Consider the following 22680-nt stretch of genomic DNA (forward strand, 5'->3'; position numbering starts at 1 on the left):
AAGGCATGAACCGAAGACTCTTCTTGAGGAAAGTATCGGCAAAAATAATCGTACATGCATATTCTATGTATATTTGTTTCGGTTTATTTCGAATGAACAAAACGGTATTGGATGTATGACATCACAAGAACTCATTAAGCAAAGACGGACAGAGGAGTGGCGCAATCAGCTCCGTCGCTCCATTCCAAACAAAGAGCGTATGGCGCTCGAGCGCACAGAGCAGTCTAAGCGTACCCAAGATCTAAACTTAGCCTCATTATATGTAGAGGACATCATCAACTATAGCCATGAAGAAGCCCTACAAGAAGCTAGGCGATGCCTAGACTGCCCCAACCCGGGCTGTATGGCTGCATGCCCAGCAGGTATCCATATCCCCAGTTTCATAAAAGAGCTAGAGCGCGGCAATCTGCCTGCCAGCTGGCGCATACTCCGAGAGAGCAGCACGCTATCTGCCATCTGCTCTAGGGTTTGCCCACACGAAAAGCAGTGCGAGGGCGGCTGTATCTACCCCGTGAGCCTCAAGAAGCGTGCTGTGTCGATCGGTGCTCTAGAGCGCTATGTAGCCACGGAGGAACAGAAGAACAGAGAGCAGTGGCATACGCTACAGCCCACTGCCCCAGCCAATGGCCATAAAGTCGCCTTAGTGGGTGCTGGGCCTGCGAGCTTTGCGACTGCTCACGATCTCGCTCTACTGGGCTATGAAGTTACAATGTTTGATGCGGCAGATGAGCCGGGAGGTGTGATGCGCAGCGGTATCCCTCGCTTCCGTCTACCTGCTGAGGTAATTGATGACGAGGTGACACGCCTCAAAAGCTATGGAGTACGCCTAGAGCTAGGTGTGACGGTGGGGCGTGATGTGAGCCTCGAGGCACTCAAAGCTCAGGGCTACGAAGCCTTTTTTCTCGGCACAGGCGCTTGTATCTCCAATGTGATGGGTGTCCCCGGCGAAGACCTCCCCGGAGTATGGCTAGCGGGCGACTATCTATCTCGTGCCAATCTGCTAGATGATCCTCAAAAAGCGGAAGAAGCTCTCGCCGACCTCAAGGGGAAACGAGTAGCAGTAATAGGCGGAGGGAACACTGCAATGGACGCCGTACGCACCGCCGTACGGCTAGGTGCTGAGCGTGCTATGGTCATCTATCGCAGAAGCCGTGACGAGATGCCTGCTACCAACGAAGAAATAGAACACGCTCTAGCCGAGGGTGTAGAACTGGTACCGCTACATCAGGTCAAGGCCTACCACGCAGGAGCTGACGGACGAGTAGCACGTATGGAGCTACACTGCATGGAGCTAACCGAGCCAGACGAAAGTGGAAGACGTAGACCTGTGGCTACGGGCAAAACTATAGAGATGGAGGTAGACCTAGTGGTCGTGTGCGTAGGCGTTTCGCAAGACCCCTTACTGCCTCAAGTACTCCAAGGACTCGAGACCAAGTGGGACGTACAGATCGTCGTGAACGACGACTACCAGACCTCTCTGCAAGGTATCTATGCTGGGGGGGACGTGATCAGAGGAGGAGCGACCGTAGTACAAGCCATGCGAGATGGTCGTAGAGCGGCCTCGGCCATACACCAAGCACTAAGCCATCACTAAGCCATCACTAAGCCTCAAGATGTATGCCGAGCTGATACTCCCTCTCGCCCTCTCTGGTCAGTACCATTATCGAGTACCAGAGCAAGGCATATTCGCCGAGCAGCAACTGCTCTCGGGTATGAGAGTGGTAGTATCATTCGGGGCGAAGCGCTTCTACACCGGCATCGTGCGGCGTCTATCTCCTACTCCTCCCGAGGGAGTAGATGAGCGCCACATCAAACCTATCGAGAGCATTCTCGACCAGAAGCCTCTGGTCACAGAGGCAGAGTTCGCCCTATGGGAATGGGTGGCACACTACTACCACGCCTCCCTTGGGCAGGTTATGCGCCTTGCATTGCCTACTGGGCTACTCCCCGAGAGCCAAACACTCGTAACGCTCTGCCCCGAATACCAATCCGACCGCCCACTCGAGCCCAAAGCGCTTGAGCTACTTGATGCCCTAGCACAAACCAAAGGACAAACTCTGACCATGGAGCAGCTAAGGCATCGCTTGGGCTACGATTGCTCTCGGGTATTCGATCTGCTGTACAACCTAGGTGCCGTACAGACAGAGGAGAGGCTAAAAACTCGCTACAAGCCAAGAGTAAAGGTCTACGTAGCCCTATCTACAGACTATCGTAGCACAGACGCCCTCTCTCGTGCCGAGGAGCTACTCTCTCGTGCGCCCAAACAGCTAGAAATGCTGGGACGATGGCTAATTCTTGCCGAGGAGAGAGGTATAGGGTTAGAGGGCTGTATAGCACGAGAGGAGCTAGCCCAGCACAGCCCCAGAGATCTCATACTCATTAGAGCATTGGTAGGTAGGGGCATATTCGTCCTACAACATCTTGCCGAGAGCCGCATAGCTCCACACGAAGATCCGCCTCCTATAACCGAGATAGGCAAAGCCGAGGAGCTTACCCATCCTGTGAGCCTAGTCTATACACGCTATAGCCGAGAGCGGGAGGAGCAGATCATCGGCCAAGTAGCTCAAAAAATCCGAGAGGGATATCAAGTGCTACTGCTGAGCCCATCGGCTGCATCATTCCCTGCACAAGCTCAGTTCATATCTGAGCTCACTAGAGCTGCACTCGGCAAAATCTATCATTACCACCCCCTGATCAACGAAGCGAAACGAACAGAGCTGTATCTACATCTCACGAGCAGTGAGGAGGCGTGTCTAGTAATGGGGACAAGGCAAGCCATCTTCTTGCCGATGCGTCGCTTGGGCCTAATCATTGTAGATCAAGAGCAAGAATATCTGTACAAACAGCAGCACTCCGCCCCACTCTTCCACGCTCGTGATGTAGCGCTCTGGCTCGGCCACAAACACAGCATACCTATTTTGCTCTCTAGCGAAACGCCTTCGGCTGAGGCCATCTTCAACGTGCTGCGTGGCAAGTATGCTCTTCTAGCCAAGAGTCAGCCCGAGGCCACTGAGCAGCCACACGCACTCGCTTTTGACCTCAAGACGATTGATCTCGTGGAGCAACGAGAGCAGGGACGTATGCCCTATGGGGCTAGTATCTCTCCTGCACTACGAGAAGCGATGGAGGGGGCCTTGAGGGCAGGCAAACGCATCTTGCTACTACAAAATAGGCGAGGCTATGCCCCGTATGCACTCTGTGATGCCTGCGGAGGGCGAATTGGGTGCCCACACTGCAATGTTAGCCTAGCCTACCACAGCTCCCAGCGCTGTATGCAGTGCCACTACTGTGGCTACGAGCAACCTCTTCCTGTGGCGTGCCCAAGCTGTGGTACACGCTCGGTAGTCTATCGCCGAACCGAGAGGCCTGCCCTACGCTTAGTTGGTTATGGCGTAGAGCGAGTAGAGGAAGAGATTAAGGAGCTATTTGACCAAGCCGAGGTCCTACGAATAGATAGCGAGAGTCTACAGAGCAATAAGCGCATTCAGGAGTTACACCAGAGGATAGAGGCTGGCAATGTCGATATCATCGTCGGTACTCAGCTCATCAAGGGGCAGCCTATCTGGGACAATATCGGTCTAATAGCTGTGGTACAGCTGGACACCATACTCGCCTACCCCGACTTCCGCTCGGAGGAAAGAGCCTACCAACTTCTGATGCAACTACTGCTACACACGAGCGAAGCCTCGGGCGGAGAGAGTTCCTGCCAACTACTCCTACAAACCGCCCGCCCTGAACACCCCTTCATCGAGATGCTCAAGCGAAGGGATTACAAGAGCTTCATCAAACAACAGCTATCCCTGCGCCAGATGCTGCGCTTTGCTCCATTCTGGCGTATGACCTACATTCGCCTAAAAGGGACAGACGAATCGGTTGTCGAGAGCATCGCTCAGGCTTTTGCCGAGCTTCTGATACAGCGCTTGGGAGCAGACCGAGTAAGTGATGCACAGGAACCCTATGTCGCACGTATTGACAACCAGCATATCAGAGAGATTGTCTGCCGAAGACCCTTCTCCGAGAGTTTCCACCACGAGCGAGAGGCCTTCGCCGCTGCAGAGCAGGAGCTAACGAGCCTCTACCCACTTGCCAAACGTGTCCGCATCATCTTCGATATCGACCCCCTCTAGCGCCATCTCCCCCCTAAAAACAGCTCACCCGATAGGACAAAACCCACCATATCCCATTGCTTCGCCTAGCGAAAACAATGGTAAAGGTTATTTCTCCACACCCAATCAACTTGATTTTAGGCCTTCATCCCTCGACTTTTTAGTTAAGGAATGTAAAGGAATTATGCTTAGATTTTAGAAAGTATAGGGGCTGTTTATAAAGGTTCGCAAGGCAATTCGGGGAGATTGATGGGAAGTTCTTTTCGGATTGGTGGGCTAATCCTCCAAGATATGTCCACAAATCCAAATAGATCGATGGGAAGAAACCCTATATTTTTCGCCTCAAGGAGATAAAACCTCAGAAAACATACATCTAAACACCTGACTATAAACAAACTGCAAGACGAGCGTTTTGAGAGCGTTTTTGCGTTGAGCTGGGGCGTAGGTGCCCAAACGAGTCTGGACGCAACCTAGAGGCCGCTAGAGGGCAAATACAAAGCCAGAGGCCTCTCACCTAGGAACCCTCAATCTTGGTCTAAACCGAAAGAAAATCGTTATAAAATGTAAATCAACTCTACCACAATTCTCCCCTAAAAAGAGGTAGTTTAATACGCCAAAAACAACTAATTGAGTGTGCATGGAGGAGCGTCTTGACGAGGGTTGTGGAGAAAATAAATTTTGACATCGCTCCACATCACTTTTACTCAACAAAAAGTATTTATATTTGCTTAGTCACGCTCGTCGTAATGTAACTCTAATTCGTATGAAACAGAATGTTTCACAACACCTTAAAGACCTAGGACTTATCGTCGTAGGCTCTTTTATCATGGCCATAGCCTATGCCCTTTTCATCGCTCCGTCCTCGATCGTCCCGGGAGGTGTATATGGGCTGAGTATCATCATCAATCACTTGAGCAAAGGTATCTGGGAGAGTGCTCCCAACGGTCTGCTGATCGGGGCTGTGGCACTCTGCTTCAATATCCCCCTCTTCTTCCTTGCGGCTCGTCAGCTAGGGCGTTTCTCTGCCTACAAGACGGCTATTACCTTTGTGCTGATTGCCTTCTTTACCGATCTAATTACCCAGTTTAGTGGAGGCAAACCACTCGTTGAGGACGAACCTCTACTCTCGAGTTTCTACGGCGGAGCGATACTAGGCTTCAGCGTCTATCTCATCTTTTTGGCTCAAAGTACCTGCGCAGGTACCGACACGTTGGCTCGTGTGCTGGCACGCAAGATGAATGTCAAGCTCAGTAGTCTGATTATCATCATCGACTCGATCATAGTACTACTGGGGCTGATCACTTTTGGAGATTGGCGTGTACCACTATACTCATGGATTACTATCTTTGTCTACGGCAAGGTCGTCGATATCCTACAACCTACGAACCCGCACAAGTCGGTCTTCATCATCTCCGATCGTCCTACGGAGCTTAGGGATATGTTGGTCAAGAAGGGTATTCGTGGCACTCTGCTACACGGCAGAGGTATGTATCAGGGGCTAGAGCGTGAGGTCATCTTCATCATTACCGAGCGCAAGCACCTACCTGCCCTCAAGCGAGATGTGCTAGGGCTAGACCCAAGAGCCTTCATCACTACGGCAGACGCGAGCAACGACACCACGCCAGAGCTTATATAAACTCAAGACTAAGATTGATCTATGAAGCGTATGCTACTCCTTCTGCTCCTCTGTATGCTCGTCCACAACCAAGGACTATGGGCACAAGAGGAGCGTACCCAAGTGCTTGTAGAGACAAGCAAAGGCAAGCTCGTACTCGAGCTCTACAACGAGACCCCTAAGCATAGGGACAACTTCTTGCGCATGGTAGAGAGCAAGGCCTACGATGGCGTTGTCTTTCATCGTGTGATCCGAGAGTTCGTCGTGCAGGGAGGCAACCTAAATTCCAAAGGCCTAGGTCGAGAACAGGAACTCCCAGACGACTCCATCTCTGGAGTAATACCAGCGGAGATCATGACAGATCTATTTGTACATGAGAGGGGGGCGCTAGCTGCGGCTCGTCAGTCCGATGAAGTCAATCCGGGTCGTGTGTCCTCGGCATCTCAATTCTACATCGTTACGGGCAAGTACCACACAGCTTTTGACCTAGAGGAAATCATGAGCCAAAACGGCATCAAATACACCGAGGCTCAGAAGGAGGGCTATATGATGCGTGGTGGCACACCATCTCTCGATGGGGCTTACACTGTTTTCGGTAGGCTGATTGAGGGCTGGAAGGTAATCGACAAGATACAACGAGTAGAGACGGACGAGGTAGATAGACCGATCAAGGACATCGTCATCAAGAGTATGAGTATCTATATCCCCAAGAAAAAGAAAAAATAAGTCCGTTTGAAGCTCTTTAGCTCATCGCCCAAACCCTATCGGGAGCTCCTACACATCGGCTTACCTATCATTCTCGGGCAGGTCGGTGCGATTTTTGTGAGCTTTGCCGACAACATCATGGTGGGGCACTACGACACCGATGCTTTTGCATCGGCCTCCTTTGTCAATAATCTCTTTGCCCTAATCTTCGTCCTAGGTATGGGCTTCTCCTATGGGCTAACCCCACTAGTTACCACAGCCTACACTCTACGCAAGTATCACAAAGCAGGTGCTCTGCTCATGCATAGCCTCCTATTGAACCTAGTATTAGCTTTGGTGCTCTCAGGGGTTATGCTCGCCATTTACTTCAATCTAGAGGCATTCGACTTACCAGAACATCTACACCCGATCGTCAGGCCCTACTTCCTACTACAGATAGGGTCGTTTGTATTGTATATGTTCCTCAGCGCCTTCAAGCAGTTTTTCGATGGCGCAGGCTACACATCTGTGGGTATGTGGATCATCCTTATCTCCAATGCCCTCAATGTTTTGGGCAATTGGCTACTCATATACGGCGAACTAGGGCTACCAGAGCTGGGGCTACTAGGGGCAGGTATCGCCACGCTAGCCTCTCGGGTCTTCGTTCTCGTAGCTTTCGTCCTCTACTTCTACCGTAGGCAAGCATTTCGCTCCAGCTGGCAAGGCTTCCTCTCGGGGCACTACTGCCCACGCAATCTCTCTAGGCTAGCTCGTCTAGGTAGCTCTGTGGGCATGTACTCGGGGGTAGAGGCTACGTCGTTTACGATAGCTCTGCTCTTCGTTACCCGACTAGGCGTTATTCCTCTAGCAGTACATCAGATACTCTGCGTGGTAACGACAATTGGGTTCCTCATCTATTATGGCCTCGGAGCTGCTACGACTATTTTAGTCAGTCGCTTCAGGACTATCGGAGACTTTGTCGGGGTGCGTATGGCTACTAGAGTTGGCCTAGAGCTCTCCCTCGTCGTAGCGGTGTTTGCTATGGCTGTGATGCTACTCGGGCGCCACTATATCGGCTATATCTTTACCAAAGACGAGGAGATGATCGCTATGGTATCGGTAGCCTTGATCCCTGTAATCCTCTATCAAGTCGGCGACGCCATGCAGGTGATCTACGCCAACGCCCTCAGAGGTATGGAAGATGTAGGCTACTTAGCCTTCTTTGCCACGCTCATTCACCTTGGTCTAGAGCCTATCTTGAGCTATATATTTGGCTTTCGACTCCCTCTGCAGAGTACTACGCTCCAGCTCGTAGGAGTATGGTCTGCCTTCCCCATCGGTCTGCTCGCCCTAGGGCTTCTACTACGCTATCGCTTCGGCCGTATCGTGGCTATTGAGCAAGCTGCGCAGGCTAAGCAGGTTTTGGACAAATGAGCCTAAATGACGAACTTTGGCGGAAACATATTATAACATAGTATTATGAAAGAATTAATCAGGAATGCGTATCAGCAAGACACAAGCCACCAGATAGATTTGGAGGTAGAGGACAGTCGCACGATCCGCTTTCCTCAAAATATCAGACCCAAGGTAATGGACAATATACTCATACAGAATGCCTATCACGAGGGCAAACAAGTTGACCTACTCATCGAAGGTAACCGAATAGCTCGCATAGCCCCTGCCAAAACGATCGAAGGTAAGGCCGATACCTATTTCATCGATGCCACAGGCAAGGCCGTGATACCCGGATTGATCAACACCCATACCCATGCGGCTATGACACTACATAGAGGCTATGGCGATGACCTCCCCTTGATGACATGGCTCGAGGACTACATCTGGCCCGTAGAGGCTCAAATGACCGAGCATGACGTCTACATAGGTGCCAAGCTAGCGTGCCTAGAGATGATTAAGACTGGGACCACCTGCTTTCTAGATATGTATATGCACCCCAAGCAAACAGCTCGAGCAGCCGAGGAGATGGGTCTAAGGGCTATGATCTCCTACACCCTATTTGACCAAGGCAATACCGAGCGAGCAGCACTAGACCGTAAGCGCAGTAGCGAATATCTAGAGTACTTCTCCACGCTGAGCGACCGCATCACATTCAACCTAGGGCCTCACGCCATCTATACAGTCAGTGGCGAGCAGCTCCAGTTCTGCCACGAATTTGCACAGAAGCACAACGTCAAGATACATCTACACCTATCAGAAACCAAGGGAGAAGTGGACGAATGCGTTAAGCTACATGGTACTACGCCAGTGCGCTATCTAGAGCGCCTAGGTATTCTTAGCCCCAATCTAATCTTGGCTCATGTGGTCTGGGTCGATGACGAAGAGATGGATCTGCTCGCCAAGTATGGCGTAAGTGTGGTACACAACCCTGCGTCTAATATGAAACTCGCCTCTGGCTATGGCTTCAAATATGAGGAGATGAAGCGCCGAGGCATCAAGCTCGGCTTAGGGACAGACGGCTGTAGCTCGTCCAATAACCTAGATATGTTCCACGCTATGCGCCTAGCCTCTCTCCTTGGCAAGGTTTGGCGATTTGATAGTACAGCCGTTAGCGCACAAGACATATTCCTATCCTCTACCTCTATTGGTGCCGATATCCTCGGACTAGATGCAGGGCGTATCGAGGAGGGGCGCCTAGCAGACCTCTGCCTCGTAGACCTCAACCGCCCAGAGATGACGCCACTCAACAATCTAGTATCGAACCTCGTCTACTCTGCCTCGGGTAGTACGGTCGATACCGTGATCGTAGACGGACGAGTACTCATGGAAGGTGGCAAGGTCGAGGGTGAAGACACTATCATGGCAGAAGCGAGAGCTGTAGCCGAGCGTATCATTCCAAAGGACAAGGGGTAAGGAAACTCCGATACTATGGCAAGAATTTTAGCTATTGATTACGGGCGCAAGCGTTGTGGCTTAGCTGTGACTGATGTACTACAGATTACCCCCGGCGGTCTAGCTACAGTTAGGACGCACGAGCTTGTTGCGTACCTACAAAGCTATCTGTCTCGTGAAGCTGTGGAGCGTATTCTAGTGGGGCATCCTCGACAAATGAACCATCAGGAGTCCGAGTCGATGACCTATATTCGTCTATTCGTCGCACAGCTAGAGAAACTCTTCCCCTCTGTAGCGATAGAGCTAGTAGACGAGCGGTTTACCTCTACCCTCGCCCAGCGGACAATCAGAGAGGCAGGCATTGGCAAGATACGCAGACAGGCAGACAAAGGACTAGTGGACGAGATAAGTGCTGTGATCATACTGCAGAGCTATTTGGCATCACGAGACGGCCTTGGTACTATCCACCTGCCAGACTAATGCGTCCCTATAACTTAAACAAACTAACTACTCAGAAATATGAAACTACCAGTTTACCTATACGGGCACCCCGTCTTGCGAGAGATGGGGGCTGATATTACCCCAGACTACCCCAAGCTACGCGAGCTGATTGAGAATATGTGGGAAACCATGTACCACTCTGAGGGGATTGGCCTAGCCGCTCCTCAGATTGGTCTAGCTATTCGCCTCTTCGTGATCGATGCCGATCCTATGGCTGATAGCTTCCCCGAGTGCAAAGGCTTCAAGCGTGTTTTTATCAATGCGCACATCGTGGAATCTTCGCCAGAGAAGCTCACAGAAACAGAGGGCTGTCTGAGTATCCCCGGTATCCATGAGGACGTCGTACGACCCGAGAGCATTACCATAGAGTATGTCAATGAACAATTTGAGCCACAGCGAGAGGTATTCACAGGCTTTGCAGCTCGTGTTATCCAACATGAGTACGACCATATAGATGGTGTCTTATTTATCGACCATATCTCCGCCATTCGCAAACAACTCATCAGAGCTAAGCTCATGAACATCGCCAAGGGCAAGGTCAATCCCGGCTACCGTGTCGTAGCAGCCCCCCAGAAAAGGAAATAACCTCTCTAGAAGGAATGCGATTAATCACATATACAACTCATCAATAATAATGGATAATAAAACGTACAAGCTACTTGATGGCAAAGCAACGAGCGCTGCCATCAAGCAAGAGATCGCAGCAGAGGTAGGCAAGATTGTCGCCTCGGGCAAACCTGCACCACATCTGGTGGCTATCCTCGTCGGCCACGACGGTGGTAGCGAAACCTACGTTGCCTCTAAGATGAAGACCTGCGAGGAAGTTGGCTTTCGATCATCGCTCATTCGCTACGAAGAAGATGTAACAGAGCAAACACTATTGGCCGAGATCAATCGCCTCAACCAAGACCAAGATGTCACGGGGTTCATCGTACAGCTACCTCTACCCAAGCATATTGATGAACAAAAAATCATCGAGGCTGTAGATCCTCGCAAGGATGTCGATGGATTTCACCCTATCAATGTCGGCCGTATGAGCATCGGTCTACCTTGCTTCGTGTCGGCCACTCCCAAAGGTATTCTAGAGCTCCTACGCCGAAACGAGATAGAAACTAGAGGTAAGCACTGTGTAGTCCTTGGACGTAGCAATATCGTTGGCAAGCCCATGGCACAGCTATTGCTCCACAAGGCCAATCCGGGGGACTGTACCGTGACAGTCTGCCACAGCCGCACACCCAACATCAAGGAACTCTGCCTGCAAGCCGACATCATCGTAGCAGCCCTTGGGGTACCGGAGTTTGTCAAAGCAGACATGGTTAAGCCCGGCGCTGTGATTGTAGACGTAGGGACAACACGTGTGCCAGACCCTTCTCGCAAGAGTGGCTTCCGTCTTACAGGCGATGTGTGCTTCGACGAGGTCGCTCCACTAGCCTCTGCTATCACACCTGTACCGGGAGGTGTGGGACCTATGACCATTGTATCTCTAATGCTTAATACTCTACAAGCGGCCAAACAATAATGAAGCAGACAAATAATACCGTTCAGAAGGCTAACCCAATCAAGTGGGTGCCTTCTGTGTATTTCGGGATGGGGCTACCTTTTGTAGCCCTATCAATCGTTTCGGTGCTGATGTTTAAGGATCTTGGCATCGGCAATGAGGATATTACATACTGGACTTCTCTCTTAATTTTACCTTGGTCACTCAAGCCCATTTTTAGCTTAGTGATGGAGATATTTGGAACCAAGCGTCAGTATCTCATCATCACAGAGATGGTGTCCGCTCTGATGTTTGGGCTTATTTGCTTTGCTCTACCTCTGCCTAGTTTCTTCGCCATAAGCCTAGCCTTGATGGGAGTGCTTGCCGTCAGTGGCTCCACGCACGACATCGCAGGGGACGGCATCTATATGCAAGAGCTTAGTGCCAAGCAGCAAGGAGAGTATGTCGGTTGGCAGGGAGCCTTCTACAACCTAGCCAAGATCCTTACCAATGGAGGTCTGGTCTATCTAGCTGGTATGCTCTCCAAAACCATGGGGCTACAGACGGCTTGGATGATCATCATGGCTATCTGTGCCGCTATTATGTTTGCCCTAGCGGTATATCACTTCTTTGTACTCCCCAAGGAAGCAGCCTCAACCAAAGGAAAGAGCTTCTCCGAGGGCATGAAGGATCTGCTAGAGGTCATTACCTCGTTCTTTACGAAGAAGTATATCTGGCTCTACCTTGTCTTCATCTTCCTATATCGCCTAGCTGAGGGACTAGCCATGAAGGTCGCCCCTCTCTTCCTAAAAGACGGTGTCGAGGTCGGGGGGATAGGACTGAGCAACGAAACATATGGTCTTATATATGGTACAGCGGGAACCATTGCATTCATTCTTGGCTCTATCCTATCGGGATATTACATCTCGCATTTTGGGCTCAAGCGTGTACTTTCTTCTCTTGTGCTCATCTTTAATGTGCCTTTTGTGGTCTACCTTATCCTAGCCATTTATCAGCCAAGCAATCTCTGGTGGGTAGGCACGGGCATCGTGTTTGAGTACTTCAGCTACGGGTTCGGTTTCGTGGGCATCACATTGTTTATGATGCAACAAATCGCCCCCGGGAAGTATCAGATGGCTCACTACGCTTTCGCCAATAGCTTAATGAATTTAAGTGTTATGGTACCGGGCATGCTTAGTGGTAAACTCAGCACTATGCTAGGATACGAAGGCTTCTTCGGAGTGGTCATGGTAGCCACGATTCCAGTTATTCTACTGTCATTCTTCTTGCCATTTGCCCACAAAGAGGACAAATAGCGAGATGAATACTAACTAGATTAATCACCAATATATTAAGTCTTTTCCCATATAGAGTTTTTTGTTCGTTGTACTGTTGATATGATGTAGTTAGCTTATTTTTCGTGCAGACTGTTGCGTATACAAAGATTGTTCTATATCTTTGCTCCGTGTATCAAGAGATGCATCGTCACATTGTGAGCAAAAGAGATTTGCTGGGCTCCTTGGGTTGCTAGACGTTGAGTAGAAGACCTTTCTTCTCTCTCGGCCTTGCAGTTTATTTTGGACTCAGCCTAAACAAAAAAGAGATAGACAACTTTGAAAAAAGAGATTAACAGCATGTTAAATATTCACTACTAATTTATCAACTACAATGAACAAAAGATTTCTAAAAGCTTTGGTTCTAGGGACAATGACCTTCGGTGCGGTAGCATCGTTCGTAGGCTGTAAGGACTACGATAAGGACATCCAAGACATCAATGTACGTATTGATGGCCTATCTAAGGACTCAAAGCAAGAGCTCGATAAGCTAAAGAGCTCTCTTGATGCCGCAGTGAAGAGCGCGCAAGCCAAGGCAGACAAAGCTGAAGCTGATGCCAAGGCTGCCCATGAAGCTGCACAAAAAGGTACGGCCGAAGCAAAAACTGAGGCCATCAACAAGATCAACGAAGCTAAGGCTGAGATTCAGGATCTTATTTCCAAGTGTGCTACCAAGGAAGACCTCAAGGGAGTTATCGAAAAACTTGAGAAGCTGGCCACTAAAGAAGAAATCAAAAACTTCGCCTCAAAGGAAGATCTAGGCAAGCTACAAGACAACCTTAAGAAAGTAGAGGCCGCACTTGACAAGCTCAGCAAGAACACTCCCAAAAAGGAAGACTTCGATGCCCTCAAGTCTGGACACCAAGGACTAAAGAAAGAGTTCGAAGATTTCAAAGAGAAGTACGAGAAGTTCAAAAACGAGGACTACGAAGAGTTCAAACTCTTAATGAACCTCAACATTGATCTACTAGTAAAACAGATAGCGAGTATCCAAAAGGAGCTGAAGGTCGTAGCCGAACTTAAGAGCAAAGTAGCAGAACTTGAACAATCACTTACCCTCCTCACTGGCAAAGTAAATGGTATCGATACCAAACTGACCGAGTCAGTTACGAAGCTCGAACAGCTCGTTGAAACGACCAAAACGGAACTCATTACAGCGCTTGAAGAAAAGGCTAAAACTCTCAAGGATGAGATTGATGCTCTGGCTAGTCGTATAGATGCTTTAGAAACAAAGGCTGAACAGAACAGACTTGATATTGAAGCCAACAAGGGCAATATTGAGGAGAACAAAAAAGCTATTGGGGAGAACAAAAAAGCTATTGAGCAAAACGCGAAGGATATCGATTGGCTCAAAAAACGTATCACTGCTTTCATAGGCAAGCACAATCTGACCTCAGCAGTGATAGTTCCTGAAGCTTCTTACAAGGGATGGCCTGCTATCGCATGGGAAAAGTATCCCAATACATTCCGCGAAGTGAAGCCTAATCAGAACAATGGTGATGTTTATCATAGTGAAGCCTTCCGCTATGTTATAGACGAGCCAGAAACTGTTACCGTTAAGATCCGTCTTAATCCTGCGACATTTGATATCAATCAGCTTGGCGATATCAGCATTGTAGATGCTAAGATCAAGGAGCTTAGGAATATATCTATCTGGAAGGACGGAGAAGCAGCCTTGCCCACCGTCAAGTCTGTAGAGGCAGGCAACGACAACGGAAGCCCTTATGTCAAGGTTACGCTAAGCGACTACCGTGTAGGTAGCGATGTTGATGCAGCTGCTGGGGACAAGATTCATCTCATTCAATTTGCGATCAAGACGAAGGGCAACAATGAGCTTGAGATCCCAGCATCTGAGATTCGTACGAATTGGGTGGCTCTACACTCTACTGTAAACAATGAGGCTCAGCCTTACATCTACTTCGACCCTGCTGGCAAGGGTGTTCAAGAGACATACGAGCCTACTGATCAGCTTCTACCACGCCAGCGCTCAGTAGTAGAGGAAACGGCAGACCTACCTGCTCACACGCTAGAAGTACCTTATGACAAGACTACTGACTTGATGAGTTATGTGCAAGCTTATCTGACCAAGAATGCAAGTGCCTCTCGTATCCTCAAAAAGCAGCCTAACGAACTTACCTATGAGTTTGAGATGCCCACAGAGGCTTACAATCGTGATGGTGGCGTTGCAGGCACTGTTATCAATCAGCAGCGCTATGGTAAGATCACCGAGTCTGGAGTGTTCACACCAAGCTACGATGGCAGGGATTTCACTGCCGTAACTCAAGGCAAGACTCCTCTTGTACGTATCAAGCTCAGAATGGCTGGTCATCTTGTTGCACTTGCGTACATCAAGCTGAAGATCGTTGAGGACGCTAAGCCTCAGGTGGCTGATATGTTCTTCAAGTATTGGGAAAGTGTAACACCTCCTCAAGATGGTACATACAAGACTGTATTCGAAACAATCTACATCAAGGGAGCAAAGGATCCTAAGGCGAAGTTTGTTTCTCTACCAGATTGGAATAACCGTAATATCCTAGCCAAGATCGACGAAAATGACAAAGGCATGGGTATCAACAATTTCAACACAATCTATGAGTTTGCTGGAGGTGTAACAATCGCAGAGGACAATCTAGATGTTATCGCAGGTCATTCTGGAATGCCAGTTTCCAAGCTACTTACTGGCGACGAGATCAAGGTTTCTTGGACAATCAATGGCGGAACACTAGTTGGTGTGAATGCCAATACGTTTGTACTCTCTCACGAAGCTGAGTGCTTGGCTCCTGGCGAATATCGTACAGCCGTTAAGTTTGTTCAGCGTCCAGATCGTCTAACAAAGAGACTTCCTAAGAAGGTTTACGTAATCTTCAAGGTTAAGGTGATTGACGAAACTACTCCATCTATCGAGGCTCTTGCTAAGGAGTTTGATAGCTACAAACTGTCAGCTCTCTGGTTGCCTAACAATACCGTTCAGGTGAAGGGTGTTCAAGTGAACAACAACATGGGTTATGTACCTATCATCGACACGAGAAATATCTTCAAGCCCGATGGACTGGCTAACTTCTTCCAGAATATCGCCAACAAGGCGAAGCACTACCAAGAAGTATATGGTACAGGTGCTGTAGATATTAGCTTCGTAAATCCTCAGGATGCCGAACACTTCGAGATTGCAATACTCTCTGACGGCTACAATGTACAGGTAACTCGTAATCCCGGTGCAGATCATCGTCTTAAGAAACTTACCGATGTTGCTATCAAGTACACGCTTCAGCCAGAGCCTAACACTTGTGACAACACTAGGGATATTGAGATCTGCCGTATCAATTTCCGCTTCAACCATGCGATTGATATCAAGTGGGGAGTAGGTAACCTATTCAACACAGAATTCAAGCGATTCAAGGATGGTGAACTTCAGATTCACGACAATCGTCAGCAAGTGGAGGTAGAGCTCGGCAATATCTACAAGCTAGTAGAGCTAGAAAAGCCAGACAACATCTTGTGGGAGCAGCTACACCGTAAGTCTGGTGAACAGATCCTTGGTCGAGATCTAGAGATCAGCTATGAGATTGTAGACAATAGTGTAATCAACGATTACGTTACCAATGGTATTCTTTCACTTGATCCAGCTGGCAAGAAGCTAATCTGGAACAACAACACAACTTCAGGTGCACTCCAAGCTCCTATCAAGTTCAACGTTGCGCTGAAGATAATCTACGGTGACAAGCAAGGTAATGTAGACAAGGGACGCTACGAGTACGATCAGATGATCCCTGTACAGATTATGCCTACTTCTATCTGGAACAAGAATTAGTCTTCCTGAGGATTAAATTCTCAGAAATATAAACTCCCATTGGGGCGGCTCTCACTAAAGGGTCGCCCCAATGTTGTTTTCTACCCTTACACCATAAGCCATGGAGCTGGGGGTTTCTACACTTTTGTAAAAAACACACAAATCAATCGCTCCGAGATCTCATTAGGAGAGTAACCTTATTGGAGAGTCTTCAGGTGACTCTATTGAAAATTGATGGGAAGACTTTTTAAGATTAGTGGACTAATCCCTTGCGATGTGTCCACTAATCCTCAAAGATTGATGGGAAGAAATACTTCAAAATCCGACACGAACAAATAAATCCACCTAGAGATCCAATATAAAAATTTGATTATCAAGACCTTGATAAACTATCGTTTTGGACAGTTAGTTTCACTAGACTGGGGCTAAGTACTTAAACAAGTATGAACGCAATCTAGAGCCTGCTAGGGGGCAAATACGAGGTCTTCCCTCTTTCGTCCAATCGCCTCCTCTTTTTCCCACCAATATTCTGAAATCTGATCTAAATGCTAAAAATCGGCATTGAGAGTCTTTACCTTCGTAATGTCACATTTCTTAAGGTTTATGCTGAGATTTACAGCTCCCCTAAGCGATGATACATATTTAGCCGACTAGGAGGCAATCGGCTAAATGGAAAAAATTATCTTTGTGTCAATCGATTATTATTCACCACTAATGATACAAAGTAGTTATGAAGAAAATCCTTCTTAGCCTGATCTGGGCAGCGACATTGCTTCTGGGGCAATCGGCTCATGCCGATGAGGGTATGTGGCTCATGCAGCAGCTAGGCAACCACTATCCAAAAATGAAAGAACGAGGACTCAAGCTCCAAGAGTATGATCTCTACAACCCCAATGGCAATTCCCTCAAAGATGCAGTCGTTATCTTCGATCGTGGTTGCACTGGGGAGGTTATTTCTAGTCAAGGCTTGGTACTGACCAATCATCACTGTGGCTACGATGCTATTCAAGCCCTTAGTTCAGTAGAGCATAACTATCTAGAAGACGGCTATTGGGCTCAGAGTTTGGAGCAAGAACTTCCGGCCAAGGGAGTTACCATTACCTTCATCGACAAAATCGAAGATGTAACCGACTACGTCAAGCGAGAACTCAAGAAAAATAAAAATCCTAATAGCATGGACTATCTCTCACCTAAGTATTTGGCTAATCTGGCAGCCAAACGGGTACGCAAGCTGCCTAAGGGTGTGGAGGTAGAGATCAAACAGTTCTACAACGGCAATCGCTATCTGATGTTCACCAAGAAGATCTATTCGGACGTTCGCTTGGTGGGTACACCACCCAGCTCTATCGGTAAGTTTGGGGCCGATACGGATAACTGGGCTTATCCTCGTCATTCGGGCGATTTCTCAATCTTCCGTATCTATGCCGATACACAAGGTAATCCTGCCGACTACTCACCTAGCAACACACCTCTGCAAGCCAAACGCTGGTTCAACATCTCGACCAAGGGTGTAGAGCAAGGCGACTTTGCGATGATTATGGGCTTTCCCGGGCGCACCTATCGTTTCTTCTTGCCCGAAGAGGTAGACGAATGGAAACGAATCGACAATGATATCCGCATCCGTATGCGTGGCATCAGACAAGAAGTGATGCTCACTCAGATGCTCGCTGACCCCAAGATTAATATCATGTACGCAGCCAAATACGCTTATTCTCAGAATGGCTACAAGCGTGCGATCGGGGCGAACTGGGGCATTGAGGTGCGTAAGCTAGGTGACGCCAAGCGTAAACAGATGGACGACCTACTGACTTGGGCAAACGAAAAGGGCGAAAGTAAATATTCGGAAGCTATCGAACAGATCCGAAGAGCCATTAAGCAAAGAGAAGAGCTGCGACGGAGACTATGGTATCTGACCGAAGGCATTGTACAGGGCATTGAGTACTCACATGTTCCCTACGCCAAGACAGACGAAGCAAAAGCTGACTATACAGAACTGAAACAAGGCTTTGAGAAATTCTTCACCTCTGACTATAGCCCAGAGGTCGATGCGAAAATCGCAAAGGCTCTACTCGATGAGTATTGCAGGCAAATTAAACCCGAGCATCAACCCGAGGCGATCCGTTTGGGGGTAGCCAAGTATGGTTCGGCCTCTGCTTATGTCGATTATCTATTTACCAACTCGGTCTTTGCCTCAAAAGCAAAGTTCGAGCAGCTTATGAAGCAATCAAATGCTGAGATTGCGAAGACTTGGGCCTCAGATCCAATGAGTGCTTTCGCAAGCAGTGTGAGGCATGAGCTCAATAATCTACATAAAGCACTTGCGCCTTTTGACAATCCGATTAATCTCGCCCGCCGTGTGTATGTAGCAGGCCTGCTGGAGCAGCATGGAGATCAGAATCTCTGGCCCGATGCCAACTCGACACTACGCTTTACTTTCGGCAATGTCAAAGGCTATAGCCCCAAAGATGGCGTCTTCTATGAGCATCAGACTTGGCTTAGCGGTGTGATGCAGAAGGAGGATCCTGCATCGTGGGAGTTTGCCGTTGCTCCACGGCTCAAAGAGATCTACCAAGAGAAAACATACGGTAAGGGAAATCGCTGGGCTGTAAAGCAGGCAGATGGCTCGTGGCGAATGCCCGTGAATATGTGTGCTACAACCCACACCACTGGCGGCAACTCTGGTAGTCCTGTCTTTGACGGAGCAGGCAACTTAATTGGGATTAACTTTGACCGTAACTGGGAGGGAGTCGGTGGCGATATCCAGTATCTACCCGACTATCAGCGTAGTATCATCTGTGACATTCGCTACATCTTAATGATCATCGAAGAGTATGGCAAGTGCCACCGACTGCTTGACGAAATGAGTATTGTGAACTAAAGAATCAAATCTGTCTGAGACAGCTACAAAGACTAAGGGGAGAAGAATCCATCGTGGTTCTCCTCCCCTTAATTATTGTGTGATACCTCTACCTATCGCTAGAGCTGACGAACGAGCTCAGCGAAGATGCGTCCCATCTTCTCGCTAGCGGCATTGGCGGCATCAATGACATCTTGAGCATCATTGACAAAGTCATCGGCAAAGTGATACCCCTCGTTAGTAATCACACTCATACCAAAGACACGCATACCAGCATGGCGAGCCACGATAACCTCTGGAACGGTACTCATGCCGATAGCATCACCGCCCACTTTACCCCAAAAAGCATATTCAGCAGGGGTTTCATACGAGGGGCCAGTGAGCCCAACGTAGACACCTTCCTTGACGGGAATGCCTAGCTCCTGAGTGATAGCCTTAGCTTTGGTAATAAACTCTCGGTCATAAGCACGAGTCATATCTGGAAATCGAGGCCCAAACATCTCCATATTAGGGCCAACTAGTGGGTTGGGCATATTGTTGATGTGATCACGAATGATCATTAGGTCACCTACCTTAAAAGTATTGTTGATCCCACCAGCAGCATTGGAAACAAGCAAGTTCTCAATGCCGAGTAGCTTCATCACACGTACAGGGAAGGTCACCTGCTCCATAGGGTAGCCCTCGTAGTAGTGGAAACGTCCCTGCATAGCTAGCACTGGTACTCCGTTGAGCATGCCTACGATCAGATTCCCCTTGTGGCCTACGGCTGTAGAGTGTGCGAAGTGAGGGATCTGGGAGTAAGGAATGACGGTTGCTTCCTTCAGGTTGCCAGCAAGCTCGCCTAGACCGCTACCTAGAATAATAGCCGTCTTAGTTTCCTTGGGCAGACGAGAGGCCAAGAATGAGGCCGCCTCGTGGTAATGTTGTTCTTGCATCATAATTCAATGACTAATTATCTTGTAGAGCTTAGGGCTCCATTGTACTATTAAATACGAACTTACCACAAATGTACGACAAAAACCTAGACTTAGAAATACATCAGTCCACTACTAGAACCGAGGATTTTCTTGCACAGAATACATCTCTATTATGGCAAAATTGACTTACTTTGATAACTCATTGGATAGATAAATCATAATACAAACCTCAGTATGAGATCGAAGCAATACATACTTGCCTTATTTATGATCTTGACAGTGTATCAAGGTCAAGAGCTACAAGCTCAGCCACTTGCTAGAGTAGCCCATTCCTCGCCAGTGGATTTGGTTAATCCTCTTGTCGGCACACTCAGTAGCTTCGAGCTTAGCTCGGGCAACACCTACCCCGTAATCTCCAGACCTTGGGGCATAAATAGCTGGACGCCCCAGACGGGCAAGATGGGAGATGGCTGGCAATATACCTACACGGCGACGAAAATTAGAGGCCTCAAGCAGACACACCAACCAAGCCCATGGATTAACGATTACGGACAGTTTGCACTACTCCCACAAGTGGGCGAGCGGCCGTTTTTTGACGAAGAGCAGAGGGCTTCGTGGTTCAGCCACAAGGCAGAGCTTGCTCGTCCTTATTGCTACGAGGTGTATTTGGCAGACTATGACACACGGGTTCGCCTAGCCCCTAGCGAGCGGGCTGTAGTCTTCGAGGTTGACTATCCTCAGACTTCGCTACCGCATCAGCGTTGGGTACTACTAGATGCTTTCGACTCGGGCAGTGAAATCAAACAACTAGACTCTTGTACACTTGTTGGTTTCAGCCGGAAAAATAGCGGTGGTGTCCCCGAAAACTTCCGCAATTACTTCATTGTTCGCTTCGAGGAGGCAATTGACAAAGCATATCTACATTCATCGGAGGGGAAATCTGGCACTCATGCTCAGATAGCTGTCAGCCTTAAAGCTACTGAGGCTCGATCTATAACCTTCCGTGTAGCCTCATCTTTCATCAGTCAGGCTCAGGCTCTACAAAATCTAGAAGAGGTCTTAGGAAAATCGTATCAAGACGTCCGTGACGAGGGACGCAACGAATGGAATAGGCTGATGCACCGTATCGAGGTGGAGGACGAGGAGGAGAAGAGCCGAACATTCTACTCCAACCTTTATCGCTCGATGCTTTTCCCTAGACGCTTCTACGAAATAACTCATCAGGGTGATACCCTACACTATAGCCCTTACAATGGACAAGTTCTACCCGGATATATGTACACCGATACAGGCTTCTGGGATACGTTCCGCTCGCTCTTCCCTCTGGTCAATCTGGTCTTCCCCGAGGAGGGAGCCAAGATGCAAGAGGGGCTAATGAACGCATATCGAGAGAGTGGCTTCTTCCCTGAGTGGGCAAGTCCGGGACATAGAGACTGTATGGTGGGCAATAACTCTGCCTCTGTAGCGGCTGATGCCTATCTCAAAGGGCTAGGGCGTGTTAATACCAATGAACTAATTGCAGCGCTAGAGCATGGAGCCAATCATGCGCACCCAAGCATCAAGTCTACTGGACGACTAGGCTATGAACACTACAATAGACTCGGCTATGTACCCTGCGATGTAGGCATCAATGAGAGTGCAGCACGCTCACTGGAGTATGCCTACAACGATTGGTGCATCTACCAAGTGCTTAAGCGAGCAGGCGCCAAGCCTGCTCTGCAAGGGCTGTACAAGAAGCGTGCGATGAACTACAGAAATCTATTCGATACCGAAACGGGCTGGATGAGAGGACGTACACAAAAAGGACAATTCCAGACACCATTCTCGCCATTTAAGTGGGGTGATGCCTTCACCGAAGGCAATGCACTGCACTATACTTGGTCTGTCTTTCATGATGTACAGGGGCTGATCGACCTAATGGGAGGCGACGAGGCTTTTATCTCTAGGCTTGATAGTATCTTTGCCCTACCACCTATCTTCGACGACAGCTACTACGGCTTCGTTATCCATGAGATACGTGAAATGCAAATTATGGATATGGGGAACTATGCCCATGGCAATCAGCCTATCCAACACATGATCTACCTGTACAACTATGCGGGCCAGCCTCATAAGGCTCAGCATTGGATTCGTCAAGTCATGCAGCGACTCTATAGCCATGCCCCCGATGGCTACTGCGGGGACGAAGACAACGGACAGACCTCAGCTTGGTATGTCTTCTCCGCCTTGGGCTTCTATCCGGTGACACCAGCCCTAGATCAATACGTGATCGGTGTACCGTACTTCCGCTCCATTCGGCTCAATCTACCCAATGGAAGGACAACAGTCATAGAAGCCAAAGGGGCAGAGTATCCATATATCCAGAGTGTTGAGCGCAACGGCATACCATATAACAAGACGTACGTACAGTACCAAGATCTACTAGAGGGGGGGCGGTATATCTTCACTCTTGGGGCAAAGCCCTCATCTTGGGGTACTAACCCAGAAGCTCGCCCCTACTCGTTCTCCCGAGAGGTGGCGAAATAGGTTGTAGCCGATAGTACAAAAAGAGCGTA

At 48.8% G+C, this 22680-nt stretch carries 14 protein-coding genes; 13 read left to right on the forward strand and 1 reads right to left on the reverse strand.

Annotation, left to right across the window (positions count from 1 at the left end):
* Positions 1-115: 115 nt before the first annotated feature.
* The 12 genes from HQ48_RS05510 to HQ48_RS05565 all read left to right on the forward strand — a co-directional run bounded on the left by HQ48_RS05510 (position 116) and on the right by HQ48_RS05565 (position 19229).
* Complete coding sequence (locus HQ48_RS05510; protein WP_044232205.1) at positions 116-1594, forward strand: NAD(P)-dependent oxidoreductase; 1479 nt, start codon at positions 116-118, stop codon at positions 1592-1594.
* A gap of 19 nt (positions 1595-1613) precedes the next feature.
* A complete protein-coding gene (priA, locus tag HQ48_RS05515) occupies positions 1614-4127 on the forward strand; it encodes a primosomal protein N' (RefSeq protein ID WP_044232208.1) in 2514 nt (837 codons plus the stop codon).
* A gap of 742 nt (positions 4128-4869) precedes the next feature.
* On the forward strand, positions 4870-5742 hold the full coding sequence (locus HQ48_RS05520; RefSeq protein ID WP_044186678.1) for a YitT family protein: 873 nt from the start codon (positions 4870-4872) through the stop codon (positions 5740-5742).
* Between the two features lie 21 nt (positions 5743-5763).
* Positions 5764-6447 (forward strand): peptidylprolyl isomerase, encoded by a 684-nt coding sequence (locus HQ48_RS05525; RefSeq protein ID WP_044186680.1) that lies wholly within the window; start codon positions 5764-5766, stop codon positions 6445-6447.
* A gap of 6 nt (positions 6448-6453) precedes the next feature.
* Complete coding sequence (locus HQ48_RS05530) at positions 6454-7839, forward strand: MATE family efflux transporter (RefSeq protein WP_044232211.1); 1386 nt, start codon at positions 6454-6456, stop codon at positions 7837-7839.
* A gap of 156 nt (positions 7840-7995) precedes the next feature.
* Complete coding sequence (locus HQ48_RS05535) at positions 7996-9273, forward strand: amidohydrolase (RefSeq protein ID WP_044186715.1); 1278 nt, start codon at positions 7996-7998, stop codon at positions 9271-9273.
* 15 nt (positions 9274-9288) lie between these two features.
* The gene (gene ruvX / locus HQ48_RS05540) at positions 9289-9732 is read left to right on the forward strand and encodes a Holliday junction resolvase RuvX (protein ID WP_044232214.1); all 444 of its coding nucleotides are present in this window, start codon (positions 9289-9291) and stop codon (positions 9730-9732) included.
* A 39-nt stretch (positions 9733-9771) separates the two neighbouring features.
* Positions 9772-10338 carry a peptide deformylase gene (gene def / locus HQ48_RS05545; protein ID WP_044232215.1) on the forward strand — a complete coding sequence of 189 codons (567 nt, stop codon included), beginning with the start codon at positions 9772-9774 and terminating at the stop codon, positions 10336-10338.
* Positions 10339-10387: 49 nt separating this feature from the next.
* Complete coding sequence (gene folD / locus HQ48_RS05550; protein WP_044232217.1) at positions 10388-11272, forward strand: bifunctional methylenetetrahydrofolate dehydrogenase/methenyltetrahydrofolate cyclohydrolase FolD; 885 nt, start codon at positions 10388-10390, stop codon at positions 11270-11272.
* Entirely contained in the window at positions 11272-12546 is a 1275-nt protein-coding gene (locus tag HQ48_RS05555) for an MFS transporter (protein WP_044232219.1), read from the forward strand. The genes folD and HQ48_RS05555 overlap by 1 nt, the downstream gene beginning before the upstream one ends.
* A 352-nt stretch (positions 12547-12898) precedes the next feature.
* Entirely contained in the window at positions 12899-16372 is a 3474-nt protein-coding gene (locus HQ48_RS05560; protein WP_152568323.1) for a hypothetical protein, read from the forward strand.
* 709 nt (positions 16373-17081) lie between these two features.
* The gene (locus HQ48_RS05565; RefSeq protein ID WP_044232222.1) at positions 17082-19229 is read left to right on the forward strand and encodes a S46 family peptidase; all 2148 of its coding nucleotides are present in this window, start codon (positions 17082-17084) and stop codon (positions 19227-19229) included.
* Between the two features lie 98 nt (positions 19230-19327).
* Here HQ48_RS05565 and HQ48_RS05570 read toward each other — a convergent pair whose 3' ends face one another.
* The gene (locus HQ48_RS05570; protein ID WP_152568330.1) at positions 19328-20143 is read right to left on the reverse strand and encodes a purine nucleoside phosphorylase I, inosine and guanosine-specific; all 816 of its coding nucleotides are present in this window, start codon (positions 20141-20143) and stop codon (positions 19328-19330) included.
* A gap of 216 nt (positions 20144-20359) precedes the next feature.
* On the opposite strand from HQ48_RS05570, the gene HQ48_RS05575 reads away from it, so the two are divergent.
* Positions 20360-22651: a GH92 family glycosyl hydrolase gene (locus HQ48_RS05575; protein ID WP_081969738.1), complete on the forward strand. Its 2292-nt coding sequence runs from the start codon at positions 20360-20362 to the stop codon at positions 22649-22651.
* Positions 22652-22680 lie beyond the last annotated feature (29 nt).

The organism is Porphyromonas sp. COT-290 OH3588 (assembly GCF_000769075.1).
Classification (GTDB): Bacteria; Bacteroidota; Bacteroidia; order Bacteroidales; family Porphyromonadaceae; genus Porphyromonas.